The organism is Curtobacterium sp. 320 (assembly GCF_031455235.1).
Classification (GTDB): Bacteria; Actinomycetota; Actinomycetes; order Actinomycetales; family Microbacteriaceae; genus Curtobacterium.
In genome coordinates this window covers 178,452-194,628 of sequence record NZ_JAVDSI010000007.1, presented here as the reverse complement: position 1 = coordinate 194,628, position 16,177 = coordinate 178,452, and the positions used below count along the sequence as shown (strand labels likewise).

General features: G+C 71.7%; 17 protein-coding genes. 3 read left to right on the top strand and 14 right to left on the bottom strand.

From position 1 onward, the window contains the following. Positions 1–42: 42 nt before the first annotated feature. Positions 43–1,497, bottom strand: coding sequence for an oligopeptide:H+ symporter (locus tag J2X60_RS11600; RefSeq protein WP_309887604.1), 1,455 nt, complete (start codon positions 1,495–1,497; stop codon positions 43–45). 212 nt (positions 1,498–1,709) lie between these two features. Between J2X60_RS11600 and J2X60_RS11595 the strand changes: the two genes are divergently transcribed. Next, the gene (locus J2X60_RS11595) at positions 1,710–3,800 is read left to right on the top strand and encodes an acyl-CoA dehydrogenase (RefSeq protein WP_309887602.1); all 2,091 of its coding nucleotides are present in this window, start codon (positions 1,710–1,712) and stop codon (positions 3,798–3,800) included. Positions 3,801–3,818: 18 nt separating this feature from the next. Here the strand turns inward: J2X60_RS11595 and csrA are convergent, their stop codons facing one another. From csrA to J2X60_RS11530, 13 genes are all read right to left on the bottom strand, one after another. Beyond that, entirely contained in the window at positions 3,819–4,079 is a 261-nt protein-coding gene (gene csrA, locus J2X60_RS11590) for a carbon storage regulator CsrA (RefSeq protein ID WP_309887600.1), read from the bottom strand. Between the two features lie 4 nt (positions 4,080–4,083). Further along, entirely contained in the window at positions 4,084–5,052 is a 969-nt protein-coding gene (locus tag J2X60_RS11585; RefSeq protein ID WP_309887598.1) for a hypothetical protein, read from the bottom strand. Continuing rightward, on the bottom strand, positions 5,027–7,081 hold the full coding sequence (locus J2X60_RS11580) for a flagellar biosynthesis protein FlhA (RefSeq protein ID WP_309887596.1): 2,055 nt from the start codon (positions 7,079–7,081) through the stop codon (positions 5,027–5,029). The genes J2X60_RS11585 and J2X60_RS11580 overlap by 26 nt, the downstream gene beginning before the upstream one ends. Next, a complete protein-coding gene (locus J2X60_RS11575; RefSeq protein ID WP_309887594.1) occupies positions 7,078–8,259 on the bottom strand; it encodes an EscU/YscU/HrcU family type III secretion system export apparatus switch protein in 1,182 nt (393 codons plus the stop codon). Before J2X60_RS11575 ends, J2X60_RS11580 begins: the two co-directional genes overlap by 4 nt. Before the next feature lie 4 nt (positions 8,260–8,263). After that, positions 8,264–9,022 carry a flagellar biosynthetic protein FliR gene (locus J2X60_RS11570; protein WP_070418906.1) on the bottom strand — a complete coding sequence of 253 codons (759 nt, stop codon included), beginning with the start codon at positions 9,020–9,022 and terminating at the stop codon, positions 8,264–8,266. Further along, complete coding sequence (fliQ, locus tag J2X60_RS11565) at positions 9,022–9,297, bottom strand: flagellar biosynthesis protein FliQ (protein ID WP_070418905.1); 276 nt, start codon at positions 9,295–9,297, stop codon at positions 9,022–9,024. The genes J2X60_RS11570 and fliQ overlap by 1 nt, the downstream gene beginning before the upstream one ends. Further along, positions 9,297–10,094, bottom strand: coding sequence for a flagellar type III secretion system pore protein FliP (gene fliP, locus J2X60_RS11560; protein WP_309887592.1), 798 nt, complete (start codon positions 10,092–10,094; stop codon positions 9,297–9,299). The genes fliQ and fliP overlap by 1 nt, the downstream gene beginning before the upstream one ends. A gap of 20 nt (positions 10,095–10,114) precedes the next feature. Next, a complete protein-coding gene (locus tag J2X60_RS11555; protein ID WP_309779508.1) occupies positions 10,115–10,636 on the bottom strand; it encodes a flagellar biosynthetic protein FliO in 522 nt (173 codons plus the stop codon). Between the two features lie 8 nt (positions 10,637–10,644). Further along, positions 10,645–11,361: a flagellar motor switch protein FliN gene (fliN, locus tag J2X60_RS11550; RefSeq protein ID WP_309887590.1), complete on the bottom strand. Its 717-nt coding sequence runs from the start codon at positions 11,359–11,361 to the stop codon at positions 10,645–10,647. Beyond that, the gene (locus J2X60_RS11545) at positions 11,358–12,236 is read right to left on the bottom strand and encodes a flagellar motor switch protein FliM (protein WP_083403170.1); all 879 of its coding nucleotides are present in this window, start codon (positions 12,234–12,236) and stop codon (positions 11,358–11,360) included. The genes fliN and J2X60_RS11545 overlap by 4 nt, the downstream gene beginning before the upstream one ends. 68 nt (positions 12,237–12,304) lie before the next feature. Then, positions 12,305–13,234: a flagellar motor protein MotB gene (locus tag J2X60_RS11540; protein ID WP_309887588.1), complete on the bottom strand. Its 930-nt coding sequence runs from the start codon at positions 13,232–13,234 to the stop codon at positions 12,305–12,307. 2 nt (positions 13,235–13,236) lie between these two features. Next, a complete protein-coding gene (locus tag J2X60_RS11535) occupies positions 13,237–14,067 on the bottom strand; it encodes a MotA/TolQ/ExbB proton channel family protein (protein WP_309887586.1) in 831 nt (276 codons plus the stop codon). Between the two features lies 1 nt (position 14,068). Continuing rightward, positions 14,069–14,374 (bottom strand): flagellar FlbD family protein, encoded by a 306-nt coding sequence (locus J2X60_RS11530; protein WP_261647256.1) that lies wholly within the window; start codon positions 14,372–14,374, stop codon positions 14,069–14,071. Positions 14,375–14,640: 266 nt separating this feature from the next. Between J2X60_RS11530 and J2X60_RS11525 the strand changes: the two genes are divergently transcribed. Together J2X60_RS11525 and J2X60_RS11520 are read left to right on the top strand one after the other, a co-directional pair. Then, positions 14,641–15,501, top strand: coding sequence for a DUF4397 domain-containing protein (locus tag J2X60_RS11525; RefSeq protein WP_309887584.1), 861 nt, complete (start codon positions 14,641–14,643; stop codon positions 15,499–15,501). A gap of 2 nt (positions 15,502–15,503) precedes the next feature. Then, positions 15,504–16,166 carry a sortase domain-bontaining protein gene (locus J2X60_RS11520; protein ID WP_309887582.1) on the top strand — a complete coding sequence of 221 codons (663 nt, stop codon included), beginning with the start codon at positions 15,504–15,506 and terminating at the stop codon, positions 16,164–16,166. Positions 16,167–16,177 lie beyond the last annotated feature (11 nt).

Below are 16,177 nucleotides of genomic sequence, written 5' to 3'. Positions count from 1 at the left end.
TGGTGACTCCTTGGTTCCGGGGCCGGTCTGGCTGCCCTCAGGTTAGCGGATGCCGCGCATGAGCTTCAGCACCGGCTTGGCGAGGACGAGCAGGACGACACCGACCGCGACGGCGACGAGCCCGAGGACGGCGAAGTACGGCGCCTCGTCCGTCGGGTCGTAGTACTGCGAGAGCACCCCCGTGACTGCGGTGCCGAGCGACACCGACAGGAAGAACAGGGCCACCATCTGCGTCTGGAACTTCGGCGGTGCGAGCTTCGTGGCCACCGACTGCCCCACCGGCGACAGCAGGAGCTCGGCGATCGTGAAGACGAGCAGGATCCCGACGAGGGCGAGCAGCGGCGTGCCGTTCTGCCCGGTGCCGACGAAGGGCAGGAAGAGCAGGAACGCGACGCCCATGATGCCGGTGCCGAGGGCGAACTTCGTCGGGGTGGACGGCTGGCGGTCGCCGAGCTTCGTCCAGATCGCCGCGAACACACCGGACAGCACGATGATGAAGACCGGGTTGATCGACTGCACCCACGAGACCGGCATCTCCCAGCCGAACAGGGACCGGTCGAGGCGCTCGTCGGAGTAGACGGTCACGACGGTGAACTGCTGCTGGTACAGCGACCAGAACACCGCACTGCCGATGAACAGCGGGATGAAGGCGAACACGCGCGACCGCTCCCGCGCGGTGATGCCGCTCGAGAGGATCACCACGAAGTACCCGATCGTGGCGAAGATGACGATGGCGACGACCACGGTGGGCAGGTTGTCGACGTTGAGGAGCCCGGTCAGCACGGCGACCACGATCACCGCGAGTGCCACGAGGACGAGCACGCCGATGAGCGGGAGCCGACGGCGGTCGACGGGGTTCGTGACGTGCCGCACGGACTGCGGCAGCTTGCGGCGGCGGATCGCGTACTGCACGAGCCCGGCCGCCATGCCGACCGCAGCAAGGCCGAAGCCGTAGTGGAAGCCGAGCGAGCTCTGCAGCAGGCCGGTCAGGAGCGGACCGAAGAACGCCCCGAGGTTCACGCCGAGGTAGTAGAGCGAGAAGCCGGCGTCACGACGGGGGTCGTCCCGGCTGTAGAGCCCGCCGACGATCGTCGTCGCCGTGGCCTTGAGCCCGCCGGAGCCGAGCGCGATGAGCACGAGGCCGACGCCGACGCCCGCGACACCGGGGATGAGCGCGAGGGCGATGTGCCCGAGCATGACGACGATGGCGCTGCCGAACAGTGTCCGGTCCGCACCGAGCAGCCGGTCGGCGATCCACGCCCCGATGATCGTGAACAGGTACACGGCTCCGCCGTAGGCACCCATGATCCCGCTGGCGACGCCCTTGTCGATGCCCAGCCCGCCCTGCGAGAGCGTGTAGTACATGTAGATGAGGACGATGCCCTGCATCCCGTAGAACGAGAACCGCTCCCAGAGCTCGACGGCGAACGGAGTCGACAACTCGAACGGTTGCCCGAAGAAGGTCCGCCCGCGTGCGGGCGTGGTGGTACCTGACATGCCGGACAGTCTGCCCTCGCCCGTCCGCTCGCGCACAATCGTCTAGCCCTGCTCAAGAAATGACGGTCGACGCTTTGGAGGGTTCCCACCACCGTGTCGGACCAGAGCGCCCCGTGCGTTGTCGGCCCGGACGGCGTTCACGCGACTCGCGGGTCCGATCAATAGCGTGGGCTCTGCAACACCGGACAGAGCAGTTCAGGAGGGCTCCGACCATGGTCGACACCGCACCCGTCCACAGCACGAACACGCCCAAGGCCGACGCCGCGGGCGACCCCGCCGCGGGCACGCCCGCCGGCGGGACGGACACCGACGTCCGGATCGACGTCGACCTGCTCGCCGAGCACCTGCTCGGCCGCTGGGCGGACGACCGCCGCGCCTCGCGCCGACTCGCACTCGACCCGGCGATGCACAAGGTCGAGGGCATGCCCTACGCCGACGCCCGCGCCCGGACACTCGACCAGCTCCGCATCCTCGTCGACGCGGGAGCGATCCAGCGCCCCTACCCCGAGGAGTTCGGCGGCTCGAGCAACCACGGCGGCAACCTCGCCGCGTTCGAGGAGCTCACCACGGCCGACCCCTCGATGCAGATCAAGGCCGGCGTGCAGTGGGGGCTGTTCGGCTCGGCCGTGCACCACCTCGGCACCGAACGGAACCACCGCGAGTTCCTGCCGGGCATCGTCTCGTTCGAGGTCCCCGGCTGCTTCGCGATGACGGAGACCGGGCACGGCTCGGACGTCCAGAGCATCGCCACGCGGGCGACCTACGACCCGGCGACCCAGGAGTTCGAGATCCACACGCCCTTCCGCGGTGCGTGGAAGGACTACATCGGCAACGCCGCCCTGCACGGCAAGGCCGCCGTCGTCTTCGCGAAGCTCGTGACGCAGGGCGTCGACCACGGCGTCCACGCGTTCTACGTGCCGCTCCGCGACGCCGAGGGTGCGTTCCTGCCCGGTGTCGGCGGCGAGGACGACGGCTACAAGGGCGGCCTGAACGGCATCGACAACGGCCGGCTGCACTTCGACCACGTGCGCGTCCCCCGCACCAACCTGCTGAACCGCTACGGCGACGTCGCCGAGGACGGCACCTACTCCTCGCCGATCGCTTCGCCCGGTCGCCGCTTCTTCACCATGCTCGGCACCCTCGTGCAGGGCCGCGTGTCGCTCGACGGCGCCGCGGTCGTCGCCCAGAAGATCGGCCTGGAGATCGCGCTGACGTACGCGGCACAGCGTCGCCAGTTCCCGACGGGCGACGGCACCGAGGGCGTCCTGCTCGACTACGGCCGGCACCAGCGCCGGTTGATCCCCCGCCTCGCCACGGTGTTCGCGCAGTCGTTCGCCCACGAGAAGCTCCTCCGCACCTTCGACGACGTGTTCAGCGGGCGTGAGGACACCCCGCAGCGTCGCGAGGACCTGGAGACCCAGGCAGCGGCCTTCAAGTCGATGTCCACGTGGTCGGCCCTCGACACGCTCCAGGAGTGCCGCGAGGCCTGCGGTGGCGCCGGGTTCCTCGCCGAGAACCGCCTCACCGGACTCCGCGCCGACCTCGATGTCTACGTGACGTTCGAGGGCGACAACACCGTGTTGCTCCAGCTCGTCGGCAAGCGCCTGCTCACCGACTTCCGCGCGAAGGCGCCGAAGGACCCGGCGTCGACCGCGAAGTTCGTGGCGGCCCAGGCGGCCACGAAGCTCGCCGACGCCACCGGTCTCCGACGCCTCGGACAGACCATGACCGACCGGGGCTCGCTCGCCGCCTCCGTCACGGACCTGCAGGACGCCAGGACGCAGCGCGACCTGCTCGCCGGCCGCGTCGACACGATGGTCACCGAGATCGGCATGCGCCTCGCGTCGGCCGGCAAGGACCGCGCACGCGGCGCCCGACTGCTCAACCGCTCGCAGCACGAGCTCATCGAGGCGGCGAAGGCCCACGCGGAGCTCATGCAGTGGGAGGCCTTCACCGAGGCCATCGACGAGGTCCCGCCGGGCGACACCCGCCGCGTGCTCGTCTGGCTCCGCGACCTGTTCGCCCTCGGCCTGCTGGAGCAGCACCTCGACTGGTACCTCATGCACGGGCGCATCACGGCGCAGCGGGCGCGGGCGGTCTCGGCGTACATCGACCGCCTCGTCGCCCGGGTCCGACCGGTCATCCCGCAGCTGCTCCACTCGTTCGGGTACGAGGCCGGCCACGTCCGCGCACCGATCGCGCTCGGTGCCGAGCAGGCCAGGCAGGACGAGGCGCAGGCATGGTTCGCCGCCGAGGCGGCCGCGGGTCGCCTCCCCGAGCAGGAGAAGAAGCCCCGCGCCTAGCGCTGGACGTGGGGCGCGTCAGGCGTCGCCGGCGGGCCCGCGGTCCTCGAGGGCCCGGCGGAGCCGCGCCTCGGCGTCGTCCCCGGCGTCGGCGGCAGCGGCAGCGGCCTCGGCGTTGGCCTCGGTCACCGCGCGCACGACCTCTTCGCGCTGGATCTTCACCCCGCGAGGCGCGTCGATACCGATCCGGACGCCGTCCCCGCGGCTGTCGAGCACCGTGATGACGATGTCGTCACCGACGAGGATCCGCTCGCCGACCTTCCGCGTGAGTACCAGCACCCGTTCAGCCTAGCGACACGACGGGGACTCCCAGCAGGTGCACCGACTCCGGCGTGGCGGTCTCCCCCGCGCCGATCGCCACGATCCCCGCCACGTGGGCCCGGTCGGCGACGGCGGCGAGCATGCGGACCGAGTCCTCGTGCTTCCGACCGACGTCCACGACGACCCAGACCTGGTCGGGTGCGAGTCCGGCGGCCGTCGCGACGTCGTCCCAGGCGGCGACCGCGAGCAGCGCGTACCCGTCGCGGACGCCCTCGGCACGGGCGAGGATCCCGCTCCGCCGGTCGGCCGCGTCGGTCGGCCGCAGTGCGTGCCGGGTCGCGAAGATCCCGGCGGCTGCGTCCACGTCGTTCGGACGCCCGACGAGCAGCACCAGGTCGCCGTCGGCGGACCGGACCGACGGGACGGGCCGGGTGGGCGCGGTGGCGGCGACCAGCTGCTCGGCCACGACGTCGTCGACGAGCCGAGCCGTCCCTCCAGGAACGACCGACGGTCCGGGCACGACGGACGCGACGGGCACCGCGGACCGACCGGGCACGTCCAGGAGGCGCGCCCCACCCGGCTCCTCGGCCCCCGCCTCCGGCAAGGCGCGCGTCGGGCGCGGGGCGCTCCCCGTGATCCCGTCGGCGACGAAGCCGTCGAGCACCGACGCGAACGCGTCGGCCCGCGTGGACGCGGTGCCGTCGTGGCCGGCGATGCGCGCCTCCGCGGCTTCGGCGTCGGCCAGGAGCGCGGCGATGCCCACCCGCTGGACCGGCGAGTCGGCGATGGCGACGCGCGCGGTCGGGACGTCGTCGGGGCCGGGGACCTCGACGGTGGCCTCGACGTGCGCCTTGCGGAACAGCCCGCCGATCCCCGGTGTGGTGACGCGCTCGGCGGCGACGATGCGTGCGCCCGGTCCGAACTCCGAGCGGACGGCGTCCCGGAGCTCGTCGAGCGTGGCGCCGTTACGCTGCAATCGGGTCGGCGGCACGGACCACTCCCACGGTCTCGATGGTGGAGCCCGCGGCGGTGGCCTCCTGGTAGGAGAGCACCGGCAGGCCGTTCGACTGCGCGGAGACCATGCGGTGCACGGCCGGGCGGAGCTGCGGGGCGCAGACGAGGACGGCCGAGATCCCCTGGTCCTCGACGGAGCGGACGGCCTCGCGGAGCGACCCGAGGACCTGCTCGATGCGGTGGGCGTCGAGGACGATCTGGGTCCCCTGCTCGGACGGCCGGAGCCCCTCGAGCATCGACTGCTCGAGCAGCGGGTCGATCATGATCACCCGGAGCGTGCCGGCGTCGAGGTACCGGGCGGGCAGCGCGGGGCCGAGTGCGGCGCGGGCGGCCTCGACGAGCCCCTCCGGGTCGGTCGACACCTTCGCGCGGAGCGTGAGGCCTTCGCAGATCCGGCCGAGGTCGTTGATCGGGACCCGTTCGGCGAGCAGGCCCTGCAGGACCCGCTGCAGCTCGGCGAGCGAGAGCATCCCGGGGACGAGCTCCTCGACGGCCGCGGGGTTGACCTGCTTGACGCCCTCGGTGAGGACCTTGACGTCCTCGCGGGTGAGGAGCCGCGCGGCGTTGTCGCCGATGATCGCCTGCAGGTGGGTGACGAGCACGGAGACGCGGTCGATGACGGTCGCGCCGGTCATCTCGGCGGCGTGCCGGAGCTCGGCGGGGACCCACTTGCCGGCGAGGCCGAACACCGGTTCGACGGTGGTCTCCCCCGGGAGCCCCTCGAGGTGGTCGCCGAGGGCGAGCACGCTGCGCGACGGTGCGGTGCCCCGGCCGGCCTCGACACCGGCGATGCGGATGGCGTAGGTCGACGGCGGGAGCTCGATGCTGTCGCGGGTCCGGACGGGCGGGACGACGATCCCCATGTCGATCGCGATCTTTCGGCGGAGTGCCCGGACGCGGCCGAGCAGGTCGTCCGAGGCGCCGGACACCATGTCGACCAGGTCGGGCGCGAGCAGGATCTCGAGGGCGTGCACGCGCATCTGCTCGATGAGGTCCTCGGGGGTGTCGGCGCTCAGCGCGGCGGCCTCCATGGCCTGCTGCTGGGCGACGGCGGCCTCCTCGCGCTTGGTGTTCTGCCCGAGGCGCCACCCGATGACGAGCAGCGTGGCGCCGATGACCAGGAACGGGACGATCGGCATGCCGGGGATGAACCCCATCGCGATCGCCGCGACGCCCGCGATCACGAGGGCGTTCCGCGACTGGGTGAGCTGCTGCGACGCCGAGGTGCCGATCTCGGTCTCGGCGCCGGAGCGGGTGACGATCATGCCCGTCGACACCGCCATGAGGAGCGCCGGGATCTGCGTGACCAGCCCGTCGCCGATGGTCAGGATGCCGTACTTCGACAGGGCGTCGGTGATCGACAGCCCGTTCTGCACCATGCCGATGGCGATGCCGCCGACGAGGTTGATGACGATGATGAGGATGCCGGCGATCGCGTCGCCCTTGACGAACTTCGACGCACCGTCCATGGCGCCGTAGAAGTCGGCCTCGGCGGACACGGCGGCACGGCGTTCCTTCGCCTGGGCGTCGGTGATGAGCCCCGCGTTGAGGTCCGCGTCGATCGCCATCTGCTTGCCGGGCATCGCGTCGAGCGTGAACCGTGCCCCGACCTCGGCGACGCGCTCGGCGCCCTTCGTGACGACGACGAACTGGATGACGACGAGGATCAGGAAGATCACCGCGCCGATGATGATCGAGCCGGAGACCGCCACGTGGCCGAACGCCTGGATGACGTCGCCGGCGAACCCCTCGCCCAGGACGAGCCGCGTCGACGCGACGTTCAGGCCGAGCCGGAACAGCGTCGCGACGAGCAGCAGCGACGGGAACACCGAGAAGTCGAGCGGCTTCTTCACGAACAGCGTCGTGAGCAGGATCACCAGCGCCAGCAGGATGTTGCAGATGATGAGGAAGTCGAGCAGGAAGGACGGCACCGGCAGGATCAGCAGCAGGATGATGCCGACGATGAAGACCGGGACGACGAGCTTCGGCAGGTCCTTGCGGTTCATGCGGGCACCCCTTCGGGAGTCGAGTTCGGGCGGAGCTTCCGGGGCCGGAGGTCCCCGCTGATCGTGGCCGGGTCGATGACCGTCGCGACCTCGTCCGGGGTGGTCGGCCGCGGCGGGGCGTGCGTCCCGGCCGCCGCTCCCCTGGCCTTGAGCGCCATGACGAACGACAGCACGCGGGCGACCGGCGTGTAGAGGTCGACCGGCACCTCCTGCCCGAGCTCGCACGCGGCGTGCAGCGCACGCGTGAGCGGGACGTCCTGGACGATCGGCACCCGGGCCTCGAGCGCCTTGTCGCGGATCATCGCCGCGACCGGACCGGCGCCCTTCGCCACGACGCGCGGCGCGGACTTTCCCGGTTCGTACGACAGCGCGACGGCGTAGTGCGTCGGGTTCGTCATCACGACGTCCGCGGTGCCGATCGCCTGCACCATCCGGTTCCGGCTCATCGCGAGCTGTCGGGACCGGCGCTGGGACTTCACGAGCGGGTCGCCCTCGGCGTGCTTGTTCTCGTCCTTGACCTCGCGCTTGGTCATCATCGTGCGCTTGCGGTTGCGGCGGATCACGACGAAGACGTCGAGCGCGGCGAGGACCAGGCCGGCGACGATCGCCGCCCTGAGCAGGGTGCCGGTGCCGGCGGCCGCGGCGTCGAGCACGGCGGACAGCGGCAGCGACCCGCTCGTCATGAGGACGGGGACGAGTGCCTGCACGGCCATCCAGAGGACGAGGCCGACGACGGCGGTCTTGAGGAGCGCCTTGCACCCGTTCCAGAGCGCCTGGGTACCGAACACCCGCTTCAGGCCCTGGATCGGGTCGAAGTGCTCGGGCTGCGGGGTCAGCTTCCGGACGTGCACGCCGCCTTGCGCGACCGCTGCGGCCAGCACGGCGACGGCGACGACCCCGAGCATCGGGCCGAGGGTCCCGCCGAGCGAGCCGAGGGCCTCGTGGAAGACGGCGTTCATGGTGCCGATCGTCGGGTCGGCGATGACGCGCTGCACGGCTCGGAGCTGCTCGGAGCCTGCGGCGGCGGCGTTGCCGATCGCGGATGGCATCATGAGTGCCGCGACCGCGATCCCGATCCACGCGCCGAGGTCCTGCGACCGCCCGATCTGGCCCTTCTGGTGGACCTCGCGCATGCGCTTCTGCGTCGCCTGCTCGGAGCGTTCTCCGCTGTCGGACACGTCGTCACCCCCGTCCCGTGATCGCGGCCACCGCGTCGCCGGTGAGGGACGAGACGACGGACGGCAGGGCCATGAAGAGCGCGCCGGCGAAGACGACGGTCAGCCCGATCTTGATCGGGAAGCCCATCTGGAAGGCGTTGAGCGCCGGGGCCACGCGCGTGAGCAGGCCGAGGCCGACGTCGGCGAGGAAGAGCACCACCACGAGGGGCCCGGCGATCTGCAGCGAGGACAGGAACATCTGCGTGAGCGCGGTGACGAGCACGGACGCCAGGCCGCCGAGGTCGAACGTGCCGGTCAGGGGCACCGCGTCGAAGGAGCGCACGAGTCCGGCGACGATGAGCTGGTACCCGCCCGAGGCGAACAGCAGCGCGAGCGCCGCCATCTGGAACAGCCGCGTGAACTGGGCGCCGTTCACCTGCGACTGCGGGTCGAAGGCCTGCGCCAGCGTGAACCCGCCGAACAGGTCGATGAGCGCACCGGCCGACTGCACGGCGGCGAACACGAGGAACACGAGGAACCCGAGGGCGAGTCCGACGAGGAGCTGCGTCAGGAGCGCGAGCAGGAACGGTCCGGTGTCGAGCGACTCGTAGCCGACCGCGACGCGCGGGGCGACGCCGATCGCCAGCCCGATGCCGAGGATCACCTTCACCGTCGCGGGGAACGCGCGGTACGAGAACGGCGGCGCGATGACGAAGAACGCGACGAGGCGGACGCCGGCGAGCATCGTCGCCTCGAGGCGGTCGCCGTCGATCGACAGCTCCATCAGGCCGTGCCCAAGAGCTTCGGGATCATGTCGAACGCGACGTGCGTGAACCCGACCATCTCCGAGATCATCCAGTTGCCGCAGACGACCAGGGCGATCGCGACGGCGACGGCCTTCGGCACGAAGGAGAGCGTGACCTCCTGGATCTGCGTGACCGACTGGAACAGCGAGATCGCGAAGCCCACGACGAGCGACGTCACGAGCACGGGCGCGGCGAGCTTCGCCGACACCAGGAGCGCCTGGAGCGTGAGGTCGATGACGGCCTGCTGGTTCATCAGTGCACCACCTGGTAGCTCTCGATGAGGGACTTGATGATGAGCCCCCACCCGTCGACGAGGACGAACAGCAGGATCTTGAACGGGAGCGAGATCATGACCGGCGGGAGCATCATCATGCCCATCGACATGAGTGCCGCGGAGACGACGAGGTCGATCACCAGGAACGGGATGAAGATGACGAACCCGATGATGAAGGCGCTGCGGAGCTCGGAGATCACGAACGCGGGGATCACCGTCGTCATCGGCACGTCGGCCATCGACTTCGGGTTGTCCTGACCGGCGGCACGGGTGATGAGCGCCACGTCCTCCTCACGCGTCTGGTGCAGCATGAAGGTCCGCAGTGGCTTCGTCCCGATCTCGACCGCCTGGGTGAAGTCGAGGTGGCCGGCGAGGTACGGCTGCAGGGCGTCGTCGTTGATGTGCCCGAGGACCGGTGCCATCACGAAGAGCGACAGGAACAGCGCGAGCCCTGCCAGCACCTGGTTCGGCGGGATGGACTGCAGTGCGAGGGCGTTCCGCGTCATCGCGAGCACCACGAAGATCTTCGTGAACGACGTCATCATCAGCATGAGGGCCGGTGCGACGCTGAGCAGGGTGATCCCGATCAGGGTGACGACGGCGGACGACGGGGTGCCGTCCGGGCCGTTCACGCTGACGCTGAAGTCACCGGTCGACGGCGGCGTGGGCGTGGCGGGAGCGGTCGGCTGCACGACACCGGCCGCGTGGGCGCCGGTCGCCGTGAGCATGAGGAAGCCGGCGACGATCGTCACCCCCAGCAGGAGGAGGGCGATCAAGCGTCCGGTGCGTGCCGCGGTCACCCGGCCCGCCGGTTCCGGAGCGCCGAGGCGGCCTGCCGCCAGGTGTCGGCGGACAGGATCGACCCCTGCAGCTGCTGCGCCGTGGGCAGCGTGGTGCGCTGCGAGCGGCGGTTGCGGGGACGCATGGGTAGGTGGTCCTGGAGGGACGGCTCGGTCTGGTCCTGTCGCTGCAGTTCCCGAGAGAACGCGTCGGCCGACGGGGTCGGACGCACCGGCAGCGTCACCGGCCCGGTCACGATCGTGAGTTCCGGCGCCGGCGCCTGTCCGCTGGTGAGCAGGGCGACACCGTGCTCGGAGACACCGAGCACGAGGCGCTCGCCCTCGACGTCGACGACGACGACGCTCGCCTTGCCGCCGATGCCCTGGCGGCCGACGACCTCGACCGACGCCGAGCGGCGGCCCTTGGCCTTGCCCGCACCCAGGCCGCTCTTCGCGACGCGACGGTGCAGCACCCACATGAGGGCGAGCACGACGCCGAGCGAGAGCGCGACGCGGAGGACGATGACGGCGGTGTCCACGTCGGGGCTCAGACGCTCTCGGCGACGTCGAGGATCTTCGTGATCCGGACCGCGTAGTCCTGGTCGACGACGACGACCTCGCCGTGCGCGATGAGCCGGCCGTTGAGCAGGACGTCGGCCGGGGCTCCGGCGCTGCGGTCGAGTTCGACGACCGCGCCGGGCTCCATGCCGAGCACGTCGCGCACGGACATCCGGGTGCGGCCGATCTCGACGGTCAGGGTCATCTCGACGTTGTTGATCCGGCCGAGGTTCCCGGCGGGCAGGCTCGTCGTCGGTGCCGCGGCGGCCGGTGCGGACACGGTGCCGTTCTCGCGGACGCGCAGCGCGAACCAGCCGCCGGGGACGCCGCCAGCGGTCAGCTCGAACACGACCGCGTCCGGGTCGGCCAGGAGCGCCGAGGCCGACTCGCGCCGAGCCTCGCCGAGGACGCCGACGCCGAGGACACCGGCGGCGGCCTCGAGGGACGGACGGAGCACGTCGGTCACGTCGACGATCCCGTGGTCGGTGCCGCCCGCGGCGACGACGGCCTCGAGGTCGGTGAGCACGAGGACGAAGTCGGCCGACAGGCCGCCGACGAAGGACGCGACCACCGCGTCACCGGCCGCCTCGAGGGCGACGGGGGTCGCGCCTCCCGGGACCGCCACCGCTGCGAGCGGAGCGGCCGTCGGGAGCTGCGCGGCGAGTGCCTCGGCCGCCTGCGTGTGGAGGGTGGTCGTGACGGTCATGCGGGCTGCTCCGATGTGGTGGTGACGACGATGCCGGCGAGGCGCGAGCCGTTCGCGCCGACGGCGGCGGTGCCGACGGGCTCGCCGTCGACCGCGATGGTGAGGGGGCGGTGCTGCGGGTGCGGCAGCGGCAGCACGTCGCCGACGGCGAGGCGCAGGACCTGCGACGGCAGCACCGTCGCCGGGGCGAACCGCAGGCTGACGCCGACCGGGACGCCGGCGAGCTGCGCGTCGACGAGGGCGCGGGCGTCGGCGGGGGTGACGTGGGCGGCGGCCTCGCCGAGCTGCGGCAGGACGGCGTCGGCTGGCAGCGCGAGCGTGCCGGGGGCGACGCGCTCCCCCACGCGGATCGTGAACGAGGCGACGATCATGAGGTCGCCCTTCTGGGCGGCCTGGGCGAACTGCGAGTTGAACTGGAAGCCGCCGGCGGTGACGTCGTGCGCGAGCAGGCCGCCGAACGAGTAGCGCAGGTCGTCGAGGGCGTCCTCGACGATCTTGCGGACGAGCGCCTGCTCGATCGGGGTGAACGTCCGGTCCGGCGTCGGGAGCGGCTTCGAGGCGCCGAGCGCGTGCGAGACCCAGGTGAGCGCGGCGTCGAGCGGGACCTGCAGCACGCCCTTCGGGACGACGTCCGCGATCGGGAGCAGCACCATGCCGGTGAGTGCGGGCAGCGAGGCGGCGTACTCGTCGTACGTCGTCATCTGGACCTGCTCGCACGTGACCTGGCTCACCGCGCGGACCTTCGCCGTCAGCTGGGTGCCCCACTGGCGCGCGAAGGTCTCGAAGGCGAGCTCGAGGACCCGGGCGTGCTCGCGGGCGAGCGTCGACGGGCGCGCGAAGTCGTACACCTCGGGCGCTGGCAGGGTCTCGGTCACGGGTGCGTCTATCGGTCCGCCGGGGACGTCCCGTCAGTGCTGTGCCCCGTTCTGGGGCGGTGGTGCGCTCAGCCGGCTCGTGCTCCGTCCTGCGCCTTCGCCAGGGCCGGCATCAGCGCGCTGACGTCCTGGTCCTGGTTCGACAGCACCACGATGTCGACCCGCCGGTTCAGCGTCATGTCCGCATCCGACCCGCCCTTCGCGAGCGGGCGACTCGACCCGAACCCGACGCTCTGGACGTGATCAGCCGGCATCCCGCCGCGTTCCACGAGGTCGCGGAGCACCCCGGTCGCGCGGGCGGCGCTCAGCTCCCAGTTCGTCGCGTACGGCGCGGTGGAGTTCCGCTGGTCGGCGTGGCCCTCGACGCTGACGTCGTGGCCACTGGTCCGCAGCACCGGTGCGATGGCGTCCATGATCCGCTTCGCCTGGTCGGACAGGTCGGCGCTGTTCGTGGTGAAGTACGTCTCGCTGCCGACCAGCCGGACCGTGAGCCCGCGGGCGTCGACCGTGAACTGCACGTTCGACGTCTGCCCGGCCTTCGCGAGGTTCGCCTTGATCGCCTGCTCGATGGCCTGCAGGTCGTCGAGCTCCTTCTTCGCCGCGGCGACGTCGGCCTTCGTCGCGGTCGTCGGCACCACGGTGGAGGCCGGGTCGACGTTGGTGTCCTTCGTGCCGGACGACGCGGTCGAGTGGTCTGCCTGGGACTTGTCGACGGAGTACCCGGAGCCGTCCTTGACCTCGTCCTTCGTCACGACCGTGCCCGACGCGGTGTCGATCTTCTGCGACTTCACCTCGCCGAAGCCCGTGGCGAGCGAGTTCTTCAGCTGGATGTACTTCTGCTGGTCGACCGTGGACATCGCGAAGAGCACGAGGAACATGCACATCAGCACGGTGATCATGTCCATGTACGAGGCCATCCAGCGCTCGTCGGGGTGCTCGGCCTCGTCGTGCGACTTCTTCGCGCGTCCGCGACCGCGCCCGCGGGGGTTGGCGCTCATCGTCAGGCCGTCAGCTGCTGGTCGTCGGCGTCCGCGTCGCTGCCCTTGCCGGCCTTCGCCTTGCCGCCCTTGGCGTCCCCACCGCGCGCCGCGGGCGGGACCATGGCGGTCAGGCGCTCGCCGAGCAGGCGCGGCTGGCTGCCGGCCTGCACCGCGAGGAGCCCCTCCATGAGCAGCGTCTGGCGGTCGGCCTCGAGCTGCGCGAGCTTGCGGAGCTTGCCGCCGATCGGCAGCCACAGGAAGTTGGCGGTGAGCAGGCCCCAGAGCGTCGCGACGAACGCGCTCGCGATGAGCGGACCGAGCTCGTCGGGCTTGCCGAGGTTCGCGAGGACGTGGGTCAGTGACACCACGGTGCCGATGATGCCGACGGTGGGGGCGAAGCCGCCGAGGCCCATGAAGAACGAGCTGGCCGACCGGACCGGGGCGGCGTTCGACTCGATCTCGTCCTCGAGCAGGATCCGCAGCTCGTCGCCGTCCGTGCCGTCCGCGATGTTCTGCAGCGCCTTCTTCATGAACGGGTCGTCGTGCTTGTCGGCCTCCTGCTCGAGCGCGAGCAGACCGTTCGCACGGGCCGTCTCGGCGAGCCCGACCACGTCGTCGATGACCGACTGCGGCGGGGTGACCTTGCCGGTGAACGCCTTCGGCACGGCCTTGAAGCTGGCGATGGCGTCCTTGAGGGTCGTGCTCGCGATGCCGCAACCGATCGTGGCGCCGAACACGAGCAGCATCGGTGCCGGCAGGAACAGCCCCGCGAGCTCGACGTGCTCCATCTCGACCATGCCGAACAGGGCGCCGAAGGCGAGCAGGATCCCGATGATCGTCGCGATGTCCACGTCAGCGACCCCCGTCCTGCGTGCGGGGTGCCCGGTCGGTGGACACGGCGTGGATCGGGGCGACCGGTGCCAGCGTCGGCTGCGGGCCGGTGGCGTCCCGAGCGGCGGTGTCCGTCCCGTAGGCCATGCCGACGATGCGTGCCCGGTACGCGGCGATCAGGTCGATGACGTCGGCCAGGGACTCGCGGACGATGTACTTGGCGCCGTCGACCATGATGAGCGTCGTGTCCGGCGTCTCCTGGATGCGCTCCACGAGATCGGGGTTGACAGCGAATCCGCTGCCGTTGAGTCGTGTGACGACGATCATGGCCCGTCCTGGTTCTCGATCGTCCCGCCGCCGTCCGTGGGGCGGGATGCTGCCCGTCCGTGGGCTGCACCGAGGACTATCGGCGGGCCCGGGCCGGTCGTTAGGCATGACCGGTCGTTCGACGTGGCCGGCGTGACCGGCGTGACCTGCCGACACCGGATTCCGGATCGGGTGCATCCGATCGGCCCCGTCCGCCGGTAGTGCCGGTGTGACGTCGACGACGACGTCGTCCGTACCGGCCCGAAGGGGCCAGAAGGAGACCCGACATGCGCAAGACCCTCGCCACCGGCCTCGCCGCCGGTGTGCTGCTCGCCGCCGCTGCGGCCGCGGTCCCGGCGGCCACCGCCTCCGCCGCCACCGGGGACGCGACGCTCTCCGTCCTGCACGCCGTCCCGGACGTCACGGTCGACGTCTACCTGGACGGGAAGCGCGCCCTCGACGACTTCACGCCGGGGACCCTCGCCGGCCCGATGATGGTCCCGGCGGGCGCACACCAGCTCGCGATCACCGCGTCGGACGCAGCCGATGCGTCGAAGCCGGTCATCGGCCCCGTGGACGTCACGCTCGACGCCGGCGGGAACTACACCGCCGTCGCGCACGACGACACCAGCGGCAAGCCCACCGCCACGCTCTTCACCAACGATGTCTCGGCCACCCCGGCCGGGCAGGGACGCCTGATCGTCCGGCACGTCGCCGCCGCTCCCGCGGTCGACGTGCTCGCCGGTGGCAAGGCCGTCGTCAGCAACCTGTCGAACCCGGACGAGCAGGCACTCGAGCTCCCCGCCGGCACCGTCTCGGCATCCGTCGCCGCCACCGGCACGACCGACCCGGTGATCGGTCCGGCCGACGTCGCGGTCACTGCCGGCGCCGACACGATCGTGTACGCCTGGGGCAGCCTCGACGACCAGAACCTGGCGCTCGCCACCCAGACGATCTCGGGCGTCGGCGGCACGCCGAACGGGGTCCCCGCGGGCAACGCCGGACTCGTAGCGACGAACCGGACCGACACCGTCGGGATCGTCGGCGGGACGACAGCAGCCCTCGCGGCTGCGGTCGCGATCGGCGCGGTGGTGCTCCGGCGCCGCCGCACCGTGACCGGGGACCAGCGGCAGGACTCGGGTCACTGACCGTGCCGTCCCCGGTCCGGACCACCGCGGCGGCGCTCGTCGTCGCCGCGGTGGCCGCGACCATCCTGACCGGGTGCTCGTCGGGCGGCTCCCCCACCCCCGACGGGCACCCCTCGACCGCGATCGTCACCGGTCCGTCGTCGACGCCGACCCCGGTGCCGTCGGCGTTCTCGACCGCGGTGCCGCAAGTCCGCGCCACGGTCCCGCCGGCCGTCCGGGTCGCCGCTCCGTCCCGGATCGCCGTCGACTGGGCCGGCGTGGGGGCCGAGGTCCGTCCCGAGGGCGTCGACGACAAGGGCGCGATGTCCCTGCCGCCCGATCCGGCCGTCGCCGGCTGGTACCGGTACGGCGCAGCACCGGCGTCGACCACGGGGACCGTCGTGATCGCCGCCCACGTCGACGCCGTCGGCTACGGCGTCGGGCCGTTCGCCCACCTCCGGGACGTCCCCGCCGGCACGACCGTCACCCTGACCGACACGGCCGGTGACCGGACCCGGTGGCGGATCGACTCGGTCGCCCTCGTCGCCAAACGTGGCCTCCCGTGGGCCTCGGTCTTCCGGACCGACGGCCCGCGACGGCTCGTGCTGGTCTCCTGCGGCGGCGTGTTCGACGAGTCCACCCACCACTACGAGAGCAACCTCGTCATCAGCGCGACGCCCGCCTGACCGGACCGATC

Bases quoted from the DNA above. Each gene is read 5' to 3' on its own strand.
- J2X60_RS11540 (WP_309887588.1), bottom strand. From the start codon at position 13,234: ATGAGCGCCAACCCCCGCGGGCGCGGTCGCGGACGCGCGAAGAAGTCG.
- J2X60_RS11600 (WP_309887604.1), bottom strand. From the start codon at position 1,497: ATGTCAGGTACCACCACGCCCGCACGCGGGCGGACCTTCTTCGGGCAA.
- J2X60_RS11580 (WP_309887596.1), bottom strand. From the start codon at position 7,081: ATGAACCGCAAGGACCTGCCGAAGCTCGTCGTCCCGGTCTTCATCGTC.
- fliQ (WP_070418905.1), bottom strand. From the start codon at position 9,297: ATGAACCAGCAGGCCGTCATCGACCTCACGCTCCAGGCGCTCCTGGTG.
- J2X60_RS11595 (WP_309887602.1), top strand. From the start codon at position 1,710: ATGGTCGACACCGCACCCGTCCACAGCACGAACACGCCCAAGGCCGAC.
- J2X60_RS11525 (WP_309887584.1), top strand. From the start codon at position 14,641: ATGCGCAAGACCCTCGCCACCGGCCTCGCCGCCGGTGTGCTGCTCGCC.
- J2X60_RS11570 (WP_070418906.1), bottom strand. From the start codon at position 9,022: ATGGAGCTGTCGATCGACGGCGACCGCCTCGAGGCGACGATGCTCGCC.
- J2X60_RS11530 (WP_261647256.1), bottom strand. From the start codon at position 14,374: ATGATCGTCGTCACACGACTCAACGGCAGCGGATTCGCTGTCAACCCC.
- fliN (WP_309887590.1), bottom strand. From the start codon at position 11,361: ATGACCGTCACGACCACCCTCCACACGCAGGCGGCCGAGGCACTCGCC.